This window comes from Puia sp., from assembly GCF_035546395.1.
GTDB lineage: Bacteria > Bacteroidota > Bacteroidia > Chitinophagales > Chitinophagaceae > Puia.
Window position 1 is genome coordinate 153,100 of the sequence record NZ_DASZXR010000008.1, and the last position, 19,962, is coordinate 173,061.

The 19,962-nt window shown below is 57.1% G+C and carries 8 protein-coding genes; 7 read left to right on the forward strand and 1 reads right to left on the reverse strand.

Annotated elements, in window-relative coordinates; translation table 11 throughout:
- Positions 1-22 precede the first annotated feature (22 nt).
- Positions 23-4,504, reverse strand: coding sequence for a T9SS type A sorting domain-containing protein (locus VHE34_RS09130; protein ID WP_325586963.1), 4,482 nt, complete (start codon positions 4,502-4,504; stop codon positions 23-25).
- A 191-nt stretch (positions 4,505-4,695) separates the two neighbouring features.
- Here VHE34_RS09130 and VHE34_RS09135 point away from each other — a divergent pair, with 191 nt between their 5' ends.
- The 7 genes from VHE34_RS09135 to VHE34_RS09165 all read left to right on the forward strand — a co-directional run bounded on the left by VHE34_RS09135 (position 4,696) and on the right by VHE34_RS09165 (position 19,944).
- Entirely contained in the window at positions 4,696-5,775 is a 1,080-nt protein-coding gene (locus VHE34_RS09135) for an anhydro-N-acetylmuramic acid kinase (RefSeq protein ID WP_325586965.1), read from the forward strand.
- 29 nt (positions 5,776-5,804) lie between these two features.
- Positions 5,805-6,665, forward strand: a complete 861-nt coding sequence (locus VHE34_RS09140; RefSeq protein ID WP_325586967.1) for a hypothetical protein — start codon at positions 5,805-5,807, stop codon at positions 6,663-6,665.
- A 232-nt stretch (positions 6,666-6,897) separates the two neighbouring features.
- The gene (locus VHE34_RS09145) at positions 6,898-9,867 is read left to right on the forward strand and encodes a SusC/RagA family TonB-linked outer membrane protein (protein ID WP_325586969.1); all 2,970 of its coding nucleotides are present in this window, start codon (positions 6,898-6,900) and stop codon (positions 9,865-9,867) included.
- A gap of 18 nt (positions 9,868-9,885) precedes the next feature.
- Positions 9,886-11,502 carry a RagB/SusD family nutrient uptake outer membrane protein gene (locus VHE34_RS09150; protein ID WP_325586971.1) on the forward strand — a complete coding sequence of 539 codons (1,617 nt, stop codon included), beginning with the start codon at positions 9,886-9,888 and terminating at the stop codon, positions 11,500-11,502.
- Positions 11,503-11,517: 15 nt separating this feature from the next.
- The gene (locus VHE34_RS09155; RefSeq protein ID WP_325586973.1) at positions 11,518-14,511 is read left to right on the forward strand and encodes a beta-L-arabinofuranosidase domain-containing protein; all 2,994 of its coding nucleotides are present in this window, start codon (positions 11,518-11,520) and stop codon (positions 14,509-14,511) included.
- 148 nt (positions 14,512-14,659) lie between these two features.
- Positions 14,660-16,306 (forward strand): hypothetical protein, encoded by a 1,647-nt coding sequence (locus VHE34_RS09160; protein ID WP_325586975.1) that lies wholly within the window; start codon positions 14,660-14,662, stop codon positions 16,304-16,306.
- A gap of 38 nt (positions 16,307-16,344) precedes the next feature.
- Entirely contained in the window at positions 16,345-19,944 is a 3,600-nt protein-coding gene (locus VHE34_RS09165; protein WP_325586977.1) for a hypothetical protein, read from the forward strand.
- The last annotated feature ends 18 nt before the right edge of the window (positions 19,945-19,962 follow it).

Below are 19,962 nucleotides of genomic sequence, written 5' to 3' on the forward strand. Positions count from 1 at the left end.
TTCGCTGTGGAGACTTTTATACTTACCGCTTTATGACGATCTTTTTTGTTTCCATCCAATTGACCCCACTGATCCGGAGGAAATAAAAACCTGCGGCAAGGCCCGAGACGTTGAGTTGCACCGGACTTTCATTTTCGCTCCTTAGCTGGATCACCTGTTGGCCCAATTGGCTGAAGAGGCTGATGGTACAGGCGCCCGGCCGGGTATTGTTCACGGTCAGCAGGGTGGCTACGGGGTTGGGATAGACCGAGAGGGTCGCGCTGCTGTTGACGGAGAGGTTGACAACGGCAATGGAAGAATAGAAGAGGGACCCGTCCTGTCCGGCGATGCTCAATCGATAATACGAGGTCCCGTCGAGGGGGGTGGGATCGACGGTGGTATAGTCTGCCGTTGTGCCGGCGCCCTGACCGGGGATGACCTGCAGCGGTGTCCAGGTGTTGCCGTCGGCGGAGCGCAGGATCGTGAAGCCGGTGTTCTCGCCGATAAGGGTGGCAGTCCAGTCGAGCAGTACGGTGCTGCCGGCTTCGCGGGCGCTGAAGTCGATCAGCGTTACCGGGAGTGAGGACATTCCCGGATTGATAGAGCCAAGGTAAAAGGTGTTATTGAGGTTGGCAGTGGTGAGGGCCGTGCGGTTGACCTGGGGATTGAGCGTCGTTCCGGCATTGACGCCAGCGGTGCCGACAACGCTGTTGACCAGCGTAAGCCGCAGATCGCTCACATTGCCGATCTGCCCATAGTTGGTGCCGGCGATGCCGAGGTTATAGTTGCCGCCGTTAAGGCCGTTGCCCGTTGTTACCGCCCAGTTGAGGTTCTTGCGTACCTGCACCGTCGCCGCCCCATCGGGGAAGGAGACGGCGGTGTTGGTAACCCCATCCGTATAAGCGACGGTGATGGTGCCGCCGCTGGTCGGGCCCGTGGTGGGCGCGGAGACGCTGAAGGGCCGGTAGTCGCCTGCGGTGGTGCCGAAGGGGTAGAGACCTGTCGACGAGCCCGTGGCGATCGCCCCTGTTTTGAACCAACGGGTGACCGAGCCCGTATTGATGATCATCCCTGCCGTATAGGCGAGGGCGCCGGGGTTGGCCGTGCCTGTGCCGATGGTCAGGGTGTTGGTGTTGAGATCGATATTCCCCTTTGTCATGGTCAGGGTTTTCAGGAGACCGACATTATTGGCCAGCGTGATGCCGGGACCGGAGTTGTTGATCGTCAGGTTGGCGAAGGCTTCGCCGCCGGGGCTGGAGATGGTTTGGAGGGAGGAACCGATGAAGTTGACCGTACTGGCGGTGCCCTCGGTAAACCCGGCCGGCCCCCAGTCGGACCAATTCCCCATCAGGGAGATGGTGTTGGCGACGGCGCTGAGGACGGCGGGGGAGGTGATGGTGAAATTATTATTGACCGAGAGGGCGTTGCCGATCGCGCTGCTGCCGCCGGTGAAATTGATATTGTAAAAATTCATGCCGGCGGAGTTGATCGTTGCCGTACTGGTAAAATACACGGTCGACATATTGGTTGTGGCGTCTACGTTACCCGCGGTATAGGTCCAGGTACTTCCTGCGATGGTGAGGATCGCCGGGAAGGTGAGGGTGCCGGAAGCCTTATTGATGCTGATGGAAGGCAGGCTGTTCTGTTTATAGGGCAGGCTGCTGGTGATCGCCTGGTTGCCCGTTCCGACGAAGGCCAGTACGGTGGTGCCGCCATCGGCCGTTGAGGTGTTGGTGAGATTGAGATCTCCCTGGAGTGCGATGGTGCCGGCGGAGAAGGTGATCCCGGCGGAGCCGCCGATGGTGGTCGTTCCGGCATTGGTCAGCGTTGTGCCTGCCGTGAAGGTATAGGTGATGGGCCAGGGGGTGGCGTTGGTGAAATTGACGTTATTGAGCGTATGGCTTCCTGTGAGGGTCACATTATTGGTGAAATAGACGGTGGAGTTGTTGGTTGTTACGTCGAGGGTTCCCTGGGTATAGGTCCATTTTGCGCCTGCCATCGTGAGGATCGCCGGGAAGGTGAGCGTGCCGGAGGTCTTGTTGATGTTCACCGAGGGTAGAGCGCTTTGGTATACCGGCAGGCTGCTGACGATGGACTGGTTGCCTGTACCGGCGAAAGTGAGCACCGTGGTGCCGCCGTCGGCGGTGGAAGTATTGGCGAGGTTGAGATCGCCCAGCAGGTCGATCGTCCCGTTGGAGAGCGTGATGCCCGAAGCCCCGCTATAATACAGTGTACCCGAAGTCGTAAGGGTGGTGCCCGCGGCTATCGTATAGGTGATGGGCCAGGGCGTGATATTATTGAACGTGACATTGTCGAGCGTATGGGAGCCGGTGATGGTCGTATTGCCGTCGAAGACGATGTTTGAATTATTGGTGGTTGCGTCGAGCGTGCCTGCGGTATAGGTCCAGTTGCTGCCCGCCATGGTGAGTATTGCCGGAAAGGTCAGCGTACCGGAAGGTTTGTTGATGTTCACCGAAGGCAGCGAACTTTGATTCACCGGCAGGCTGCTGATGATGGACTGGTTGCCGGCCCCTACAAAGGCCAGAACCGTTGTTCCACCGTCGCCGGTGGAGGTGTTGGTCAGGTTCATATCGCCCTGGACATTGATCGTGCCCGTGCTGAGCGTGATGCTGGATCCGCCGCTGAGGTACAGCGTGCCCGTCGTGGTGAGGGTGGTACCGGCCGCGATCGTATAGGTGATGCCCCAGGGAGTGGTGTTATTGAAAGTCACGTTGTTGAGGCTATGGCTACCCGTGATGGTCGTATTGCCGTCGAAGACGACGTTGGAATTATTGGTCGTGACGTCGAGCGTGCCTTGCGTGTAGGTCCAGTTGCTGCCCGCCATCGTCAGGATGGCCGGGAAGGTCAGGGTGCCAGAGGGTTTGTTGATATTCACCGAAGGCAGGGCGCCTTGATTGATTGGCAGACTGCTGGTGATCGCCTGGCTCCCGGTTCCCGTGAAGGCCAATACGGTGGTGCCACCGTCGCCGGTGGAGGTGTTGGTCAGGGCGGTATTCCCCGTCACGCTGATGGTCCCGCCCGAGAGGTTGATGCTCGAAGAGCCGCTCAGCGTGAGCGTTCCGCCGGTCGTGAGGGTCGTTCCGGCGGAAAGGGTATAGGTGATGCCCCAGGGGGTGGTGTTGCTGAAGTTGACGCTATTGAGGGTATGGCTGCCCGTTATCGTCGTATTGCTGTTGAAGACGACGGTGTTGTTGTTTGTGGTGGCGTCGATGGCGCCGTTGCTATAGGTCCACTTGGTGCCGGCCATCGTGATGAGGGCGGGCAGGGTCAGCGTGCCGGAGGACTTGTTGATGGTGACCGAAGGGAGGGCGCCTTGTCCCAGGGGCAGGCTGCTGAGGATGGATTGGTTGCCGGTACCCGCGAAGCTGAGCACCGTTGTTCCGCCGCTACCCGTGGCCGTGTTGGTGAGGCTGAGGTCGCCCATCAGGCTGATGGTGCCGCCCGTATAGGTCTGGGCCGCGGTGCCGCTCATGGTGACCGTACCGTTTGCCGTCAGGGTCGTGCCGGAGGAAAGGGTGTATGTCATCGGCCAGGGGGTCGTATTGGCGAAGGTGATGTTGTTCAGGGTATGGGTGCCCGTGATGGTCGTATTGCCGGTAAAGGCGACCGTGGAATTATTGGTCGTGGCATCGATGGTTCCCGTCGTATAGGTCCAGGTGCTGCCGCCGATGCTGATGAGAGCGGGCAGCGTCAGGGTGCCGGAGGATTTGTTGATGACGATGGCGGGGAGTGCGCCTTGACTGATCGCCAGGCTGCTGGTGATGGACTGGCTGCCGGTGCCGTTGAAATTAAAAACGGTGGTCCCGCCACCGCCGGTGGCGGTGTTGGCGAGGCTGAGGTTGCCCTGGATGTTGATCGTGCCGCCGGACCAGGTCTGGGACTGGGTTCCGGTGGTGTTGATGTTCCCGGTGATGGTAAGGGTGGCGCCCGCGGCCAGGGTATAGGTCATCGGCCAGGGCGTCGTATTGGTAAAGGTGACGTTGTTGAGCGTCTGACTGCCGGTGATGGTCGTTCCGGATGCGAAGGTGAAATTCGAATTGTTGCTGGTGGTATTGATCGAGCCTCCGCTGAGCGTATAACTGCCGCCGTTGAGCGTCAACTGGGCGGGGGCGATAAAGGTCGAGCCGGAGAGGGTGAGCGTTCCATTAACCGTCAGGCTGCTACCGCTGCCGGTAAAGGTCCCGCCGGCGAAGGTTGCATTGCCGGTGATCGTGATGGCGGCGGCGCCCTGGGTGATATTGCCGGTATAGCCGCTGTTGATGGTGAGACCGCTGAGCGTTAGGGTGCCGGGGATGCTGGCGTTGCCGAGGCCGTTGTTGTCGAAGATGGCCACGTCGGAGGATCCGGGGACACTCGCGCCGCCGGCGCCTCCCGGGCTCGCAGACCAGTTGCCGGTGGATGTCCAGCTACCGGGGGATGCGGCGATCCAATACCGGTTGGCCGCAGTCAGGGTCTGGGCAAGCAGGGTGAGGGACAGGGTCAATAGGGTCAGAAAGGTCTTCACGGTACATATTGGTTTAAGGATAACCTATTAGGGCAAAACTCGATCCAAGTGCTTTTTGCGTTGAAAATGAGTGTTTTACAAATCGGCTGCGCGGCGGCGCCGTGCAGTATTTGGAAAATATTCCGGAAGTGGGAAAGGCGCCGGCGGCTGAAAAAGTCAAGTCGAGGTGATCGATCCATTAATTTTGCGCCATGGTCTACAAAATCATCGGCTTAATGAGCGGCAGCAGCCTCGACGGGCTGGACATCGCCTATGTTGAATTACAGGAGCAACCCTCCACGCAGCGGCAGGGTCCGCGGGCCTGGGGATATACTTTCCTGCAAACGGCAACGGATCCCTACCCGGAGGAGTGGAGGCGGCGGCTGACCCGTGCGACGGGCCTTTCGGCGCTGGAGTATCAGCTGCTGCATGTGGAGTATGGGCGCTACCTGGGTGAGCGGGTGCTTGCTTTTATCGAGGCGCATGGATTGCATTACCAGGTGCAGCTGATCGCCAGTCATGGGCATACGACCTTTCACGATCCGGCGCGGCGGATGACGGCGCAACTGGGGGATGGGGCGGCTATTGCGGCGGTGACGGGCGTCAATGTGGTCAGCGATCTGCGGGCGATGGATGTGGCGCTGGGCGGGCAGGGGGCGCCGATAGTGCCGATCGGGGAGCGGTTGTTGCTCCCGGGGAATGAGTATTTTTTGAATTTGGGTGGGATTGCTAATATTTCGCGTGGGGCTATTGCGTATGATGTCTGCCCGGCCAACCGGGTGTTGAATGCGTTGGCGGAATTAGAGGGGAAGGCCTATGATGCGGGTGGGGAACTGGCAGCTGCGGGCCGCGTGGACGAACGGCTTTTAGAGCGGTTGAATGCGTTGGATTATTACGGTCTGCCGTATCCCAAGTCGCTGGCCAATGAATTCGGGACGGAGACGGTGCTGCCGATGGTGTTGCAGGCGGAGCTCCCGACGGCGGATGCGCTACGGACCTATGTCGAACATATCATGGTGCAGGTGGGGCGGGCCGTGGAGCAGCTTGGGGGTGGGGGTAAAACCCTGGTGACTGGCGGCGGAGCGCATAACGCGTTTTTGGTGGAGCGGCTTCGCGCGTTTGGGATCGATGTGGTCGTGCCGGAGGCGCAATTGGTGGACTATAAAGAGGCGTTGGTAATGGCGCTGATGGGCGTGCTTCGCTGGCGCGAGGAGAACAACGTGCTGGCGAGCGTGACGGGGGCCAGCCGGGATAGTATCGGCGGCGCGGTGTGGATCGGCCAGGAGGCGTGACAATGGCGGAAATTAGATAAATTCGATCCATGGAATCACAACTGGAATGGGAAATAAAAATAGTACGGGACCGGTATCGGTGGCTGAAGCTGACGCCCGGGCAGGCGCGGGCTGTTTGGAAAATGGAACAGGAAGACCATGTGATGGGCAGGCCGGACGGCGAGCTTTTTACTTATTGGGAAAAGATGGATCGGGACTTCGATCGGTGGCAGTCCCTTTTAAAGCCGGAGCAATTCAAGCTGTGGGTCAGTGAGCATAAGATGCTTCTGCGGGAGCACGAAAAACAGCTCATCCGGGACGACGCGAAGCAGCTGAAAGAAATAGAATATCATCAAACGTATATCAACTGGTTGCGGAAGACCTTTCTTCCACAGCTTCATAAGGAGATGGGGCTGGAGGGGTTCGGCGCCCGAAATTTACAGGAAGAGAGGTTCGCCTATTTGCGTGCTGAATTCCGGGTGTACCGGGCGCGGCAGAAACGTAATCTTGTCCTGAACCATTATCGGTTCAGCAGGCGGCTGCAACCCAATGGTCTCCGACTCGCCTTGCTACGTCACGAACTATGGACCCTGATGCCGGATTATCACTCCTTTTTTCACCAGGCAGACGATGGGATAAAGGCCGTCGCTAATTTATTCCTTGACTACCAGCGAACCTGGTTCGCCCAAAAAGGGGAGCGTCTTTTGAGTGAACTGGGCCGTGCGGGTGAACAACGCAAATTGTTACGTGAGAAATTCTTTGGCGACGAGACCCGGAAGGGCGGATGGCATTTCGTTATGGAACGGAAGACGGATCTGACGCCGGCGGAGGAAGCCTGGATGAGTTATTTGTTGATGGATACCTTGCCGCAGACCATAGAAGACCTGATTCGATACAGGGAAGACAAGTGAAGAGGCGGACGCCAACTCCACCGCTTCCCGGGCTTCGATATGATCCCTTTTGATAAGGAATTCCGCTTCACACATTAATGTATTGTTGCAGCAGTCCTTTGAAAGCCGGTTAATTCCTGCTTATAACCGGTTAATATCCGTTCGGAATAATTGTTAAGTTGACATTAATTTAGTGGCAGACCCTGATCTACTCTGCTTCTCAATTGTAAAACGCCATAAAAACTTAACTTTTATGAAAGGATTGCTTTGCCTTGTCCTGCCCACGCTCGTGGGCCTGCTTCTCTTTGTGGACACCTTCGGTTCACCACCATTACCACCCATTCACATTCATGGTACTATCCGCGATTTTCAAAGCGGTCAGCCCTTGGCGGGAGTCACCGTTCGCGGGAAGATCAGCGGGGCGATGACGGCCACGGACGCGAATGGGAAGTTCACGCTCGACATCCCGGATAACGAGAAGACGCTGATCCTCTCGGCGATCGGCTACGCGCAGCAGGAGATGTCCATCGCGGGACGCACCAGCTTCACCTTCGACATGAAGCCCAACGCGACCAACCTGAACGAGGTCGTGGTCGTGGGTTATGGTACGCAGAAGAAGGCGGACCTGACCAGCGCCGTGGCGAGTGTAAAGGCCGGCGACTTCGTCAAAGGGAATGTCATCGATGCGGGCCAGCTCATCCAGGGCAAGGTCGCGGGCGTCACCGTCAACGTCCCCAGTGGGGACCCGACGGGCAACTCGGTGATCATGCTTCGGGGCATTACCACGCTGGCGTCCGGTTCACAGCCACTCATCCTTATTGATGGGATCCCCGGCAATCTCAACACGGTGGCGCCGGAGGATATCGAGTCCATCGATGTGCTGAAAGATGGATCGGCAGCGGCCATTTATGGCACCCGCGGCACCAATGGGGTCGTACTCATTACAACCAAACGGGGTTCCGCTACTGCAGAACCGGCCATCGACTACAGCGGTAGTCTCAGCACGCAACAGATCGTGAAGAAGCTGGACCTGCTAACGGCCGCGGATTACAAGCGGCTCGCCGCCGCCGGGTCCAACCGCATCGACTATGGCCATAATACGGATTGGTTGAAGGAGGTCACGCGGACGCCCTATTCGCAAATCCATAATATCAGTCTCCGGGGTGGGACCTCCAGGACGAATTATGTCGCGGACGCCAACTATCGCGGCCTGCAGGGGATCTTTCTCAACTCCGACAATAACACCTTTACGGGTCACCTGCAGATAAATCATAGTATGTTCGACGGCAAGCTGAAGGCGATGGCGGATATCGTCAGCTCGGAGAACAAATATTATACGACGGGCGACGGCACCGGCTTCAGCACGCTCACTTACCGGCAGGCGGTGATCCGTAACCCGACGGACCAGGTAAAGGACTCCGCCGGCAACTGGCAGGAACGGAGCATCTATGTCTACCAGAACCCGGTCACCATGCTGCGCGAAAGCCATGGCGAGAACGACGCCACCAACACGCGCTACAGCGGTTCGCTGCTGTTCGAACCCATCACCGGCCTGCGGTTCAAAGGGCTGGCCTCGACCACCCGCTACTACCAGACGCGGGGTTATGCCGAGACGAAGAAGAATATCTCGACGACGCGCGATGGAAGGAATGGGTATGCTTCCTACGGTGCGGCGACGGCTATCGACAACCTGCTGGAGCTGACGGCCGAATACAGCAAACGATTCGGGGATCATGCCCTGACGGCGCTTGCCGGTTACAGCTACCAGGATAATACGCACTCCAACTCCTGGATGCAAAACTGGGACTTCCCAACGGACGTATTTGGTTGGGATAATATCGGGCAGGGGAATGCTCTTAAGGAGGGGCTGGCCGTCCAGCATACGGACCGGGCCTATTCGAATCTCGTCGGGTACTTCGGCCGCCTGAATTATAACTACCAGGAGAAATACCTGCTGCAGGCCAGTATCCGGCATGAAGGGTCGTCCAAGTTCGGGGCCAATCATAAGTTCGGGAACTTCCCGGCGGTCTCGGCCGGCTGGCGGATAAGTAAAGAGGAATTCATGCAGGGGCAGAGGCTGTTCAACGATCTGAAAGTTCGTGCGGGATACGGGATCACGGGTACCGCCCCGAACGATGAATATGCGGCCTTGCCCCAACTGGGTTATTCGGGTTATACGCTGATCAACGGAGTATGGGTACCGGAATTATTACCCAACCAGAACCCCAACCCGGACCTGCGCTGGGAAAAGAAAACGGAGATAAACATCGGCCTGGACTTCGCGATCCTGAACAACCGGATCAGCGGCACCTTCGACTATTACAACCGGAAGACGCACGATATGCTGTACCAGTACAGCGTGCCGACGCCACCGTATCTGTACCCGACGATAACCGCCAATGTCGGCGTCATGCAGAACAGGGGGTGGGAGCTGATGTTGAACTTCATCCCCGTGATGCGCAAAGACTTCCAATGGAATGCCAGCATCTATGGCTCGCATAATGACAACCGGCTCGTTACGCTGTCCAACAGTCTCTATCAAACGACGGTGGATTATTTCGACGTCGGCTACACGGGTGAGCCCATTCAGACCTCGACTCATCGCGTACAGGTCGGCAAACCGATCGGTAATTTCTATGGCTATAAGGTCGTGGACATCACCCCCGACGGCAAATGGGTCTATGCGACGAATGACGGGAAGACGACGCTGGACAAAGACGCCAATAATAAGATGATCCTCGGCAACGGCATCCCCAGGTACTACGCGGGTTTTAACAATACGTTCCGGTACAGGAACCTGAGCCTTTCGGTGACGATGCGCGGGGCCTTTCAATTCCAGAACCTCAACTTCCAGCGGATGTACTATGAGAACCCGACGATCACGCAGTACAACAGCCTGAAATCGGCGTATAACAAGGTGTTCGGCAAGACGCAGCTCAACGATGTGCTGGAATATACGAGTTACTATGTGGAAAACGGCGATTACTGGAAGATCGACAACATCACCCTCGGCTACAGCTTCAACCTGCATAACAACAAATACATCAAGGCTATCCGCGTGTATGGGTCGACGCTGAATACGGCGACGATAACGAAGTATAAAGGGATCGATCCCGAGGTGATGATCCAGGACCCGGGTCAGCCCCTGGCCTATGGGGACGATGGCCGGGACAAGTACCCGACGACCCGTACGTATACTCTTGGCGTAAACCTTTCCTTCTAATCTGTAAAGAACAAATCTATGATCAAGAAGCTATCCCTATATACCTTGCTCTCCGGCCTGCTTTGCTTTGGCTGTACCAAGGTGGACAACAAACTGTATTCCTCCATCGACTCGGACACGTTTGTGCCGACGAAGGACGATCTCAATTCCCTGATGGGACCTGCCTATGCTACGCTCCGGGACCTGGAAATGGGTTGGGATGCGTTGTATGATCTCGAAGAGATCTGCGCCGACGAGCTGGTCATTCCTGCCCGGCCCAATGGATGGGTGGATGGGGGTGTGTATAAAACGATGCACCTGCATACGTTCAATTCCCTGCAACCGCATATCGAGACGGTATGGTCGGATTGTTATACCGGGATCAACAACTGCAACCGGGTGATCTACCAGATCGAATCGGGCAAGATCCCGGTGACGACCGGCAAGGACGCCACCATCGCCGAACTGCGGGCGCTGCGGGCCCTGTATTACTGGGTGCTTTGCGACAATTTCGGGAACGTCCCGCTGGTGACCAGCTACGAGGTGAAGGTCGGCGAGCTGCCCAAACAGAATACGCGCAAGGAGGTCTATGACTTTATTTCGAGCGAGGTGCATGCGACGATTCCGCTGCTGACGCCCGTGGTGGATAAGTCTACATATGGGAAGATGACGAGATGGGCCGCGTGGACGTTGCTGGCGAAGTTGTATTTGAATGCGGGCGTCTATACCGGCACTCCGCAATGGGACAGCTGCCGGATCGCCTGCGACTCGGTGATCAACTCGAATCACTATATTCTCGAGCCGAACCAGGAAGACGTGTTCAAGACGGACAATGAGAATTCGCAGGAAATTATCTTCTCGATACCGTTCGATGAGAAATATGCTACGGGCTTCAACCTCGTCGAAAAAACCCTGCAACCCATCTCCCAACATACGTATAACTTACAGGCATCGCCCTGGGGCGGCATCTGCGCGATCCCGCAGTTCATTAAAACCTTCGACCCGGACGACAACCGGCTGAAGACGAATTGGATCCAGGGACCGCAGTACGATGCAAATACGGGGGCGCAACTGGGTTGTGAATATCCGCCACTCTCTACGTCGGGGCATAAACTGGAATTCGTCAACAGCCTGCCGGGGATCGATTCCTCACAGGAGATCGATGGGTTCCGGCTGGGGAAATACGAGTTCCGGATGGGCGCGCTTTTCGATCTCAGCAACGACTGTCCCTTCTTCCGCTATGCCGATGTGCTGATGATGAAGGCCGAGTCACTGCTTCGCATGGGCCAGGCGGATGATGCCGCCGCGATCGTGACGCAGGTGCGGCAACGGAGTTTCAAGGCCAATCCCACCCGGGCGACGGTGACGGGTGCGGACCTGATGGCGGGTAGTGTCTACCAATATGGCGTGGCTGTCAATGACGTCATCGCCGCACCGGAAGGGGGCGCCGATATTCAGTATGGGCGAATGCTCGACGAGCTGGGTTGGGAGTTTGCGATGGAGGGCCGGCGCCGGACCGATATGATCCGCTTTGGCGTGTTCACGAAGAAATCCTGGTTGTCCCACAAACCCAACGGCGACTTCCGGACGATCTTCCCGATCCCGCAGGATGAGCTCGATAAGAATAACAATCTGAAACAAAATACGGGTTATTGATTTAATTTGCTGTTGATGAATAAACTATTGTTGCGGATTGCGCTGATCGTTGCCGCTTGGGCGACAGGGGGCCTTGCTGCTGACGCACAAAACGGCGACCAGCTATTGGATGGCATCGGCGAAACGGGAATGGCCGCCCGCTATGTGTTTGACGGCGACGCCAGGGACTGGTCCCGAAATAATTTGCATGCGCGGGTCCAGGGTGGCGAATTTGTCAACGACAGCCGGTGGGGAAAGGTGTTGTCCTTGTCGGGGGCCGGGTTTGTGACGATCCCCGGGGAGGCGTTGGCGGATGTGGAATCACTGAGTATCTCGGGCTGGATCTATTTGCGGACGAACCAACCGGGCCAGCGGCTTTTTGACGTTGGAAAGGATGCCAACCGGCATTTTTCCATGGCGGTTCCCCCGGCGGTAAAATTGAATACCTGGGTGCATTGGGTGCTTGTGGTCGATGTTCCTTCCCGATGGATGATGACTTATGTCGATGGGAAGGCGGTGGGTGAGGCCAGGCCGATTCCGAAGGAGTTTGGCGAGGTGACCGGGAAGCAATCGGGCGGAAATTTATTATATGTGGGGAGATCGCTTTTGCCTGGGGAGCCTTTGCTTAACGCCATGATCCACGATTTTCGCATCTACCGCGTGCCCTTGAGCGGTGGGCAGGTGGCGGGAATCTATAACAATGGCCTTCGGGGAAGGGGCATCAATGACGGCGTGGTCAATACGACTGGCCGGCGGGGTCCTGCGGAGGATCTGCCGCATTTCTCCCCCGCGGAGGCGCGGCTTTACAATGCCTGGTTGACGGGGGTGTCAAATGTGGAAGTGGGGACGACCGTTGGAACGTTGCCGCGATTGCCGAGTTATGTATCGGGTACCTATACCGGTGAGATGAAGGGGAAGGGGCCGAAGGTGCGGGTGATCTGGCCGTTTCCGACGGACAATCACGACGTGCTGGCCCCGGGGCGGTATACCATCGTGGGCCGGGTTCCGGGAACGGAATTTCAACCGAAGGCCTTTGTCACGGTGAAGGGGGTGACGGGTCCCGTTACGCCGGGGTTGAAGCTGGCGACGTTCGATCTGGGGCGGGTTACGTTGAACACCGACGGGCATGGGCATGCAACGCAATTCATCGCCAACCGCGATAAATTCATCGACACATTGGCGAAGACCGATCCCAATTCCTTTTTGTATATGTTCCGTCATGCGTTTGGGCAGCCGCAGCCGGAAGGCGCCGAGCCGCTTGGCGTTTGGGATTCGCGGGATACGAAATTGAGGGGGCATGCGACGGGCCACTATCTGTCGGCGATCGCCCAGGCTTATGCGAGCACGGGGTATGACAAGGCCCTGCAGGCCAATTTTGCGGCGAAGATGGAGTATATGGTGGGTACGTTGTATGACCTGTCGCAGCTGTCGGGGAAGGCGAAGGAGCCGGGTGGCGAACATGTGGCCGATCCGGCGGCGGTGCCGGTGGGTCCGGGGAAAAGAACCTACGACTCGGATCTCAGCGATACGGGCATCCGTCATGACTATTGGAACTGGGGAACGGGTTTTATCAGCGCCTATCCGCCGGATCAGTTCATCATGCTCGAACACGGGGCGAAGTACGGCGGGCAGAAGACCTCCATCTGGGCGCCTTATTATACGTTGCATAAAATTCTCGCGGGGCTGTTGGATGTGTATGAGGTGAGCGGGAACAAGAAAGCGCTGGCCATTGCCACCGGCATGGGCAATTGGGTGTACGCCCGCCTGAGCCGGGTGCCGACGGACACGCTGATCAAGATGTGGAACACCTATATTGCCGGGGAATATGGGGGGATGAATGAGGTGATGGCGCGGTTGTACCGGATCACGGGGGATGCGAATTATTTGAAGACGGCGCATTTGTTCGATAATATCCGGGTGTTCTTTGGGGATACGGCGCATTCGAACGGGTTGGCGAAGAATGTAGATGTATTCCGGGGATTGCATGCCAATCAGCATATCCCGCAAATTATCGGGAGTATGGAGATGTACCGGGATTCGCATGATCCCGCGTATTATACAATTGCGGATAATTTCTGGTATAAGGCCGTTAACGACTACATGTACAGTATCGGCGGGGTGGCGGGCGCACGCAATCCGAATAATGCGGAGTGCTTTATCAGCACTCCCGGCACCTTGTATGAGAACGGGTTTTCCGCGGGTGGGCAGAATGAGACTTGCGCCACTTACAATATGCTGAAGCTGACAAGCGATCTTTTTCTTTTCGATCCGCGGGGGGAGTTGATGGATTATTACGAGCGGGCGTTGTACAATGATATCCTGGCCTCCGTTGCGGAGAACAGCCCGGCCAATACGTATCATATCCCGCTGAGGCCCGGGTCGATCAAACAATTCGGCAATCCGGATATGACGGGTTTTACGTGCTGCAATGGAACGGCGTTGGAGAGCAATACGAAGCTGCAGAATTCTATCTATTTTAAAAGTGTGGACGACGGGTCGCTGTATGTCAATCTGTATATCCCTTCGACGCTGGACTGGAAGGAACGGAATATCCGGATCGAGCAGGTGACCGACTATCCCAATGCCGACAATACCCGGCTGATGGTCCGGGGGAGTGGAAAATTCGATCTGCATGTGCGGGTGCCGGGATGGGCGACCCATGGGTTCTTTGTGAATATTAACGGGAAGAGACAGACGCTGCCTGCGGTTCCGGGATCCTACCTGGCGATCAGCCGAGTGTGGAAGGATGGGGATGTGGTGGAATTGAGAATGCCTTTTGCGTTTCATCTCGATCCGGTGATGGATCAGCCCAATATTGCGAGTCTGTTCTACGGGCCGATCCTGCTGGCGGCGCAGGAGCCGGAGGCGAGAAAGGATTGGCGGAAGATCACGCTGGATGCGGAGGATATTGGGAAGACGATCAAGGGCGATCCTGCTAAATTGGAGTTTACGGTGGATGATGCGGTGTTCAAGCCGTTCTATGAGACGTACGGGCGGCATTCGGTGTATCTGGATGTGCGGTTGAAATGAGTTTCGGTGAGCTACTACAAAACACCTATAGGCCAGTTTGAAATTTTTGTTTTACATTCACTTTGCGTTACGTCAACTGCTACACGCAGCGCTGACTCCTGATTAATCCTTCCCTACCAGGTCTCCTTTACCGATAAACCTTTTTCCGATGTGGTACACTCTTATCCGAAAGAGCAGGCTACACGAGTGGCTGTCATATGCTCTTCCTTTCCCTGCGGATCCTCCTCCTTCCCTCCGTGGTTCTGTTTCTTTTTTTATCAAGTTACTGATCCTGTTGGCCCTCGCCGGCCCGACCTGCGAAGCCTACGGACAGACGGGCCCGGCCGCCGATGAAACTGCGCCAGGATCCCTATCGGGCGCTGATGCGGTAAGCGAGGGGACTTTGCGCGCACTGCAGAGAAAATACAGTGGGATGGGGCAGATGGTGGAACGGCAGACCCTCAAATTCATGAATGGAATGGAGAAGCAGGAGGCGGACGTTACGAAGAAGTTGCCGGTGGAGGACAGCGCAGGCGGCCGAAGGCTGATGAGCGAGGCGGTGAAGAAGTACGCCGAGTGGAAGTCCCGGTTGAGCTCTGCGGCCGGCGCCGCTGCCGGGGTTTCTACCGGCGCTGCCGGCGCCCGGCTCAAGGAATATATCCCCGGGTTGGATAGCCTGCAAACGGCTTTGCATTTTATGAGCCAGGGGAACCTGCCGGCGGGCAGGTTGGAACAAGTACAGGCCCTCAGCCAACAGCTGGAACAGTTGGAAGGACGTTTGCAAGTGGCCGGCGAAGTCCAGTCTTTTGCCACGGTGCGAATGCAGCAGCTGAAAGATCAGCTCGGGCGGTACACCTCGGGCAGCCCGCTATCGGCCATGAATATGAAGGTTTATTACTATCAGCAACAGCTGGCGGAATACAAGGAGATGCTGAATGACAAGGGCCGGTTGGAGCAGGCGGTCCTTTCGCGGGTGAGCCATCTCCCTGCATTCCGAAGTTTCATACAAAAGAACGGCATGTTGGCGAGATTGTTCCCTGCCCCGGCGGGCAATGGTTCCGCCGTCTCCATTGCGGGGTTGCAAACCAGCGCGGACGTACAGAAGATGATCTCCCAGCGGGTCGGCGGCGGCAACGGCAGTGGCGGCGGGGTGCAGGGAATCGATGCGGGTGGTAATGCCGGCGCCGGGGGCATGGCTGCCGGCGGTCATGATCCGCGCCAGTTCATCGATCAGCAGGTGCAGGCCGCGCAATCGGAAATCGACAAACTCAAGGGCCGGCTGCGGCAACTGGCCAGGGGAGGAGGGAGTACGACTACGGTCCTGCCGGATCTTGCGCCCAACAACCAGCGGACAAAACCTTTCCTCAAAAGGCTGGAATTCGGATTGAATATCCAGAACACTCCCGGCGCTTACCCGTTGCCGGTGACCAGTGCGATCGCCGGCACGGTCGGATACCGGATGAGCGATAAGGCGGTGACGGGGGTAGGCGTCAGCTACAACCTTGGATGGGGCAGCGGGTTGGATCATATTCATTTCACGAGCCAGGGGATCGGGTTGCGAAGCTTCCTGGATATCCGGGCGAAGGGCAGCATATGGGTCACCGGCGGTTTTGAATACAACTATATGCAGCAATTTGCAGGGATATCCGATCTCAGGCGGTATGATCTATGGCAAAAGAGCGCCCTGCTGGGGTTGACGAAGAAATACAGGCTGAAGAAGATGCAGGGGAATTTGCAGCTGCTGTACGATCTGCTGGCGGCCGGCCAACGGCCGCAGGCCTCCCCGCTGAAGTTCAGGGTCGGTTACAATTTCTGAATCCATAGACCACTCTACATCCATTTAATACTCTAACTGTGAGAAAGCTGTTATCCTTATTCTTCTTATCCTTTTGTCATACCCTGTTTGCGCAAGGCGACTTTGGCGGGGCGCTCGCTTTGCCTTCCCCCAACAATAATTTCCTGGGCAAGAATGGTACGACTGCCTCCGGGGCGAGCGTCGGCGTGGACGAATATACGGGCGCTGCCAGGGCGAATATCCCATTGGGCGCGCTCCCCTCGAAGGGAGTGACCATTCCCGTTTCGCTGACCTATACGGGTGGGGGCGGCATCCATGTGCAGGATTACGCGGGGCCCGCGGGTCTTGGCTGGCGGCTGAATGCCGGCGGCAGCGTTTCGAGAGTGGTAAGAGCGTTCCCGGATGAATTCAGCAATGGGTATATCGGGACCGCGCAATGGGGGAATATCCTTGCGAACTGGCCCTATTATTCGACGGGCCAGGCGGGCAGTGGCCAGCCAGGCGATCTGACATCGGCCCAGGCCACGCAATTGAAAGGTATAAATGGCAACGGCACCCTGACGGAACCCGTTGCCGACGGCGAGCCCGACCTGTTTTACGTCTCTACCCCGGCCTTCAGCTTCCAATTCGTCTTTGACGGCAATGGCCACCCGGTGTTTTCCAACAGCACGGGGCTCCAGATCATCGACAACCTGTACAACAACTCCAGTCCGGGCAACACCTTCTTCGAGGTGATCGACGGACAGGGCAACCAATATTATTTCGGCAGTACGCCTGCATCGAGGGAATGGACCACCACCACCTTATACGGCGTATCCTACACCTTCCCCACCACCTGGTATCTCGACAAGATCGTTCTTTTCAATTCGCAGGACGTCATTTCGCTGAAATATGACAGTGCCGCCGCCAACGATGTCCTGACCCACTATCAATCGTCCGAGACCGAGGACCAGTTCGGGCATTTTCAGACGACGACCCTCAACCAGGCAAGGACCGTCATCCACCCCAAGGTGGTCACGTCCATCGTTTCTGCGCTGGGAGAGTTCGATTTCAGCTATGCTTACGATCGAACGGATGACCCCAGCGCCGCCCGGCTTGCCGCCATCGTTCGGAAGGGATACGATCCCCATGCCGGCACCAACAGCACTACGCTGCAGACGGTGAATTTCCGGTATGGCTATTTCAACGCTTCTTCGGGGGACCCGAATCAATTGCGGCTGAGGTTGGATCTTATCTACATGACCGACAACAATATTGCGGATCCGCCCATAGTCTATGAGTCCTTCGATTACAATACAACGGCTAACCTGCCGGCGCGTAACTCGGGGGCTTTCGACTTTTGGGGATTCGCTACCGCTACGTGTTCTTCGGACCCGCTGGCAAACTATGCCACCTGCCGGCAGCCGAATGCCGCTATGGCGGTAGCCGGGGTATTGACGGCCGTTCACGAGATGACGGGGGGCAGTTGGAATTTCAGTTACGGGCTGAATGACTATTATAACGGTTCGGCCACCGTTGCGATCGGTGGGCTCCGGGTGAACCAGCTTTCGCATACGATGCCGACGGGTGAAAGCCTTGCCACAGTCTATACGTACACGGACCCCGTCTCGGGGCAGTCTTCGGGCCAGATCCTGAGCACTCTCTACAACCAGCTGTATTTCGGGCTCGGCACGTCCGCGCTTTTCTATTCCGAATCCCCCTATATCGTGCAGGACGTCAATGGGAATTTTTCAGGCTATTCCTATGTCAAACAACAATTCCCCAACGGCAGCTATAGTATTTCGCACTATTATAATTTCAACGATCCGGGCTTTGGCGACGTCCTCAATGAAACGTCGCCCGATGGGTCGGGCGCTCCTCCCAGCTTTGTTTCCGCCACCAGCGCGGCGTACAAACGCGGATTGCTGCGGGACCGGACCCTGTACATGGCCGGTAGCCCGGTGACGAAGGTGTCGTCCGTGACCAATACCTACATCGGGTTGACCAGCCCCGTCACGGCCAAGTCCCTCGCGTACCGTCCAATGAACCTGCAGAGCGCCGCCGGCGGCATCTTCTACGGGTCCGGCGAGTACAATACCCCGGTCGAAAATTATGTACCTTCCACGAGTGTCCGGGCCGTATACGACGCAAACGATCAAAACAGTTTTACGCAGGAGACCACCACCTATACCTATGCCGCCGACCAGCGGCTCATCAAGACTATCACCACGACCGATTCGAGGGGCCTTTCAAGGACGGAGACGCGCTATTATGGCGAGGATGCCGGGACGCTGGGTCTTTCCCAGCAGGAGTTGTCGACCGTCAATAGTATGATGACTGCAGGCTATACCGACGTGCTGGTCGAGGACGCAACCAATCGCAACGGGACGCAGCTGCAAACCAATTACAACTACCAGGGCTATGCCTATGGCGCCACGACGAACTATTACCTTACCGGAACAACCGATTACTTTAATTCGGCTCAAACGCGCCAGAAGCAATACCTGTATGACGCGGCCAGTTCGCACCAGGTGTCGGCCGAGCAGGTGGGCTCCAAGCCTGCTTCCGTCCAGTTTGGTTACAATGGCGCTTACCCGGTCGCCAGGGTGGTCAATGCCACCAACACGGTATCCTATGTTTCGGGAACGGGCCTGGGGTCCAACACTTTTACCTGGAACCCCGGCGTCTTCAATTCCCAAAACGGCAGCTTCACGCAACTGTTTACGAGCAATATCACCCTTTCCGGGGGCTTCAGCGAATTCCCGGGCACGGATACCTATACTTTCAACTATACCCTGCAGGGCCCCGTCAATACCAGCGGAACTCTTTGCATCAACGGGTCCGCGGGAGGCTGCAGCTTCCCGCCCAGCGCAACGTTGCCGAATATGCCGCCGGGGCAGTACACGCTGACGATATTTCCCAATTCCGACTTTTCCATCGGCACCTCCTTCACGTACACCTGGCAGGCGTCGAACCTTACGGATGGCGGGGCCAAGGAATTTTTCTATGAAGGGTTCGAGGAGAATCCGCAGGGCAGTTCGGGAACGGCGCATACCGGCAACTACTACTACAATGGCAACTATGCCGTGAATTTCAGCCTGCCCAATAGCCGGAACTATGTCATACAGTGGTGGAGTCTTGCGGGTGGCGCCTGGAGCTTTCACGAGCAAGCCTATACGGGGCCTACCACCCTGACGGGACCCGTGGATGACGTCCGCATCTTCCCATCGGATGCGCAGATGACCAGCTATACCTATCAGCCGATGGTGGGCATGACGAGTGAGACCGACCCGGCCGGCAGGAGCACGTATTATGAGTATGACGGATACGGCCGTCCCAGTCTGACACGCGATTTGAACGGGAATATCTTAAAAAGTCTGAGTTACAGCTACGCGGGGGCTACCGTGACCAAGCCCATCATTTTGGGTACGACTTTCGGCGCGCCGGTCCACGGCATCTACTTGTATTTTATACCGACCAGCGTCTGCGGCAGCATTGTCGTGAGTTGGACGAACACGGCCGGTCACAGCGGTAACCAGTCTAGCGGATGCGGCGGACCCGTGGTCCTGACCCTGCCGGACGCCTTTCAGACCTATACCATCACCGTGACCTGTTATCCACCGGGGCCGCCCACTTCGAGCGCCTCTTCCGATCCGATACAGGTATACATGCCTTTTTGATCATCCTTCGTCAACAAT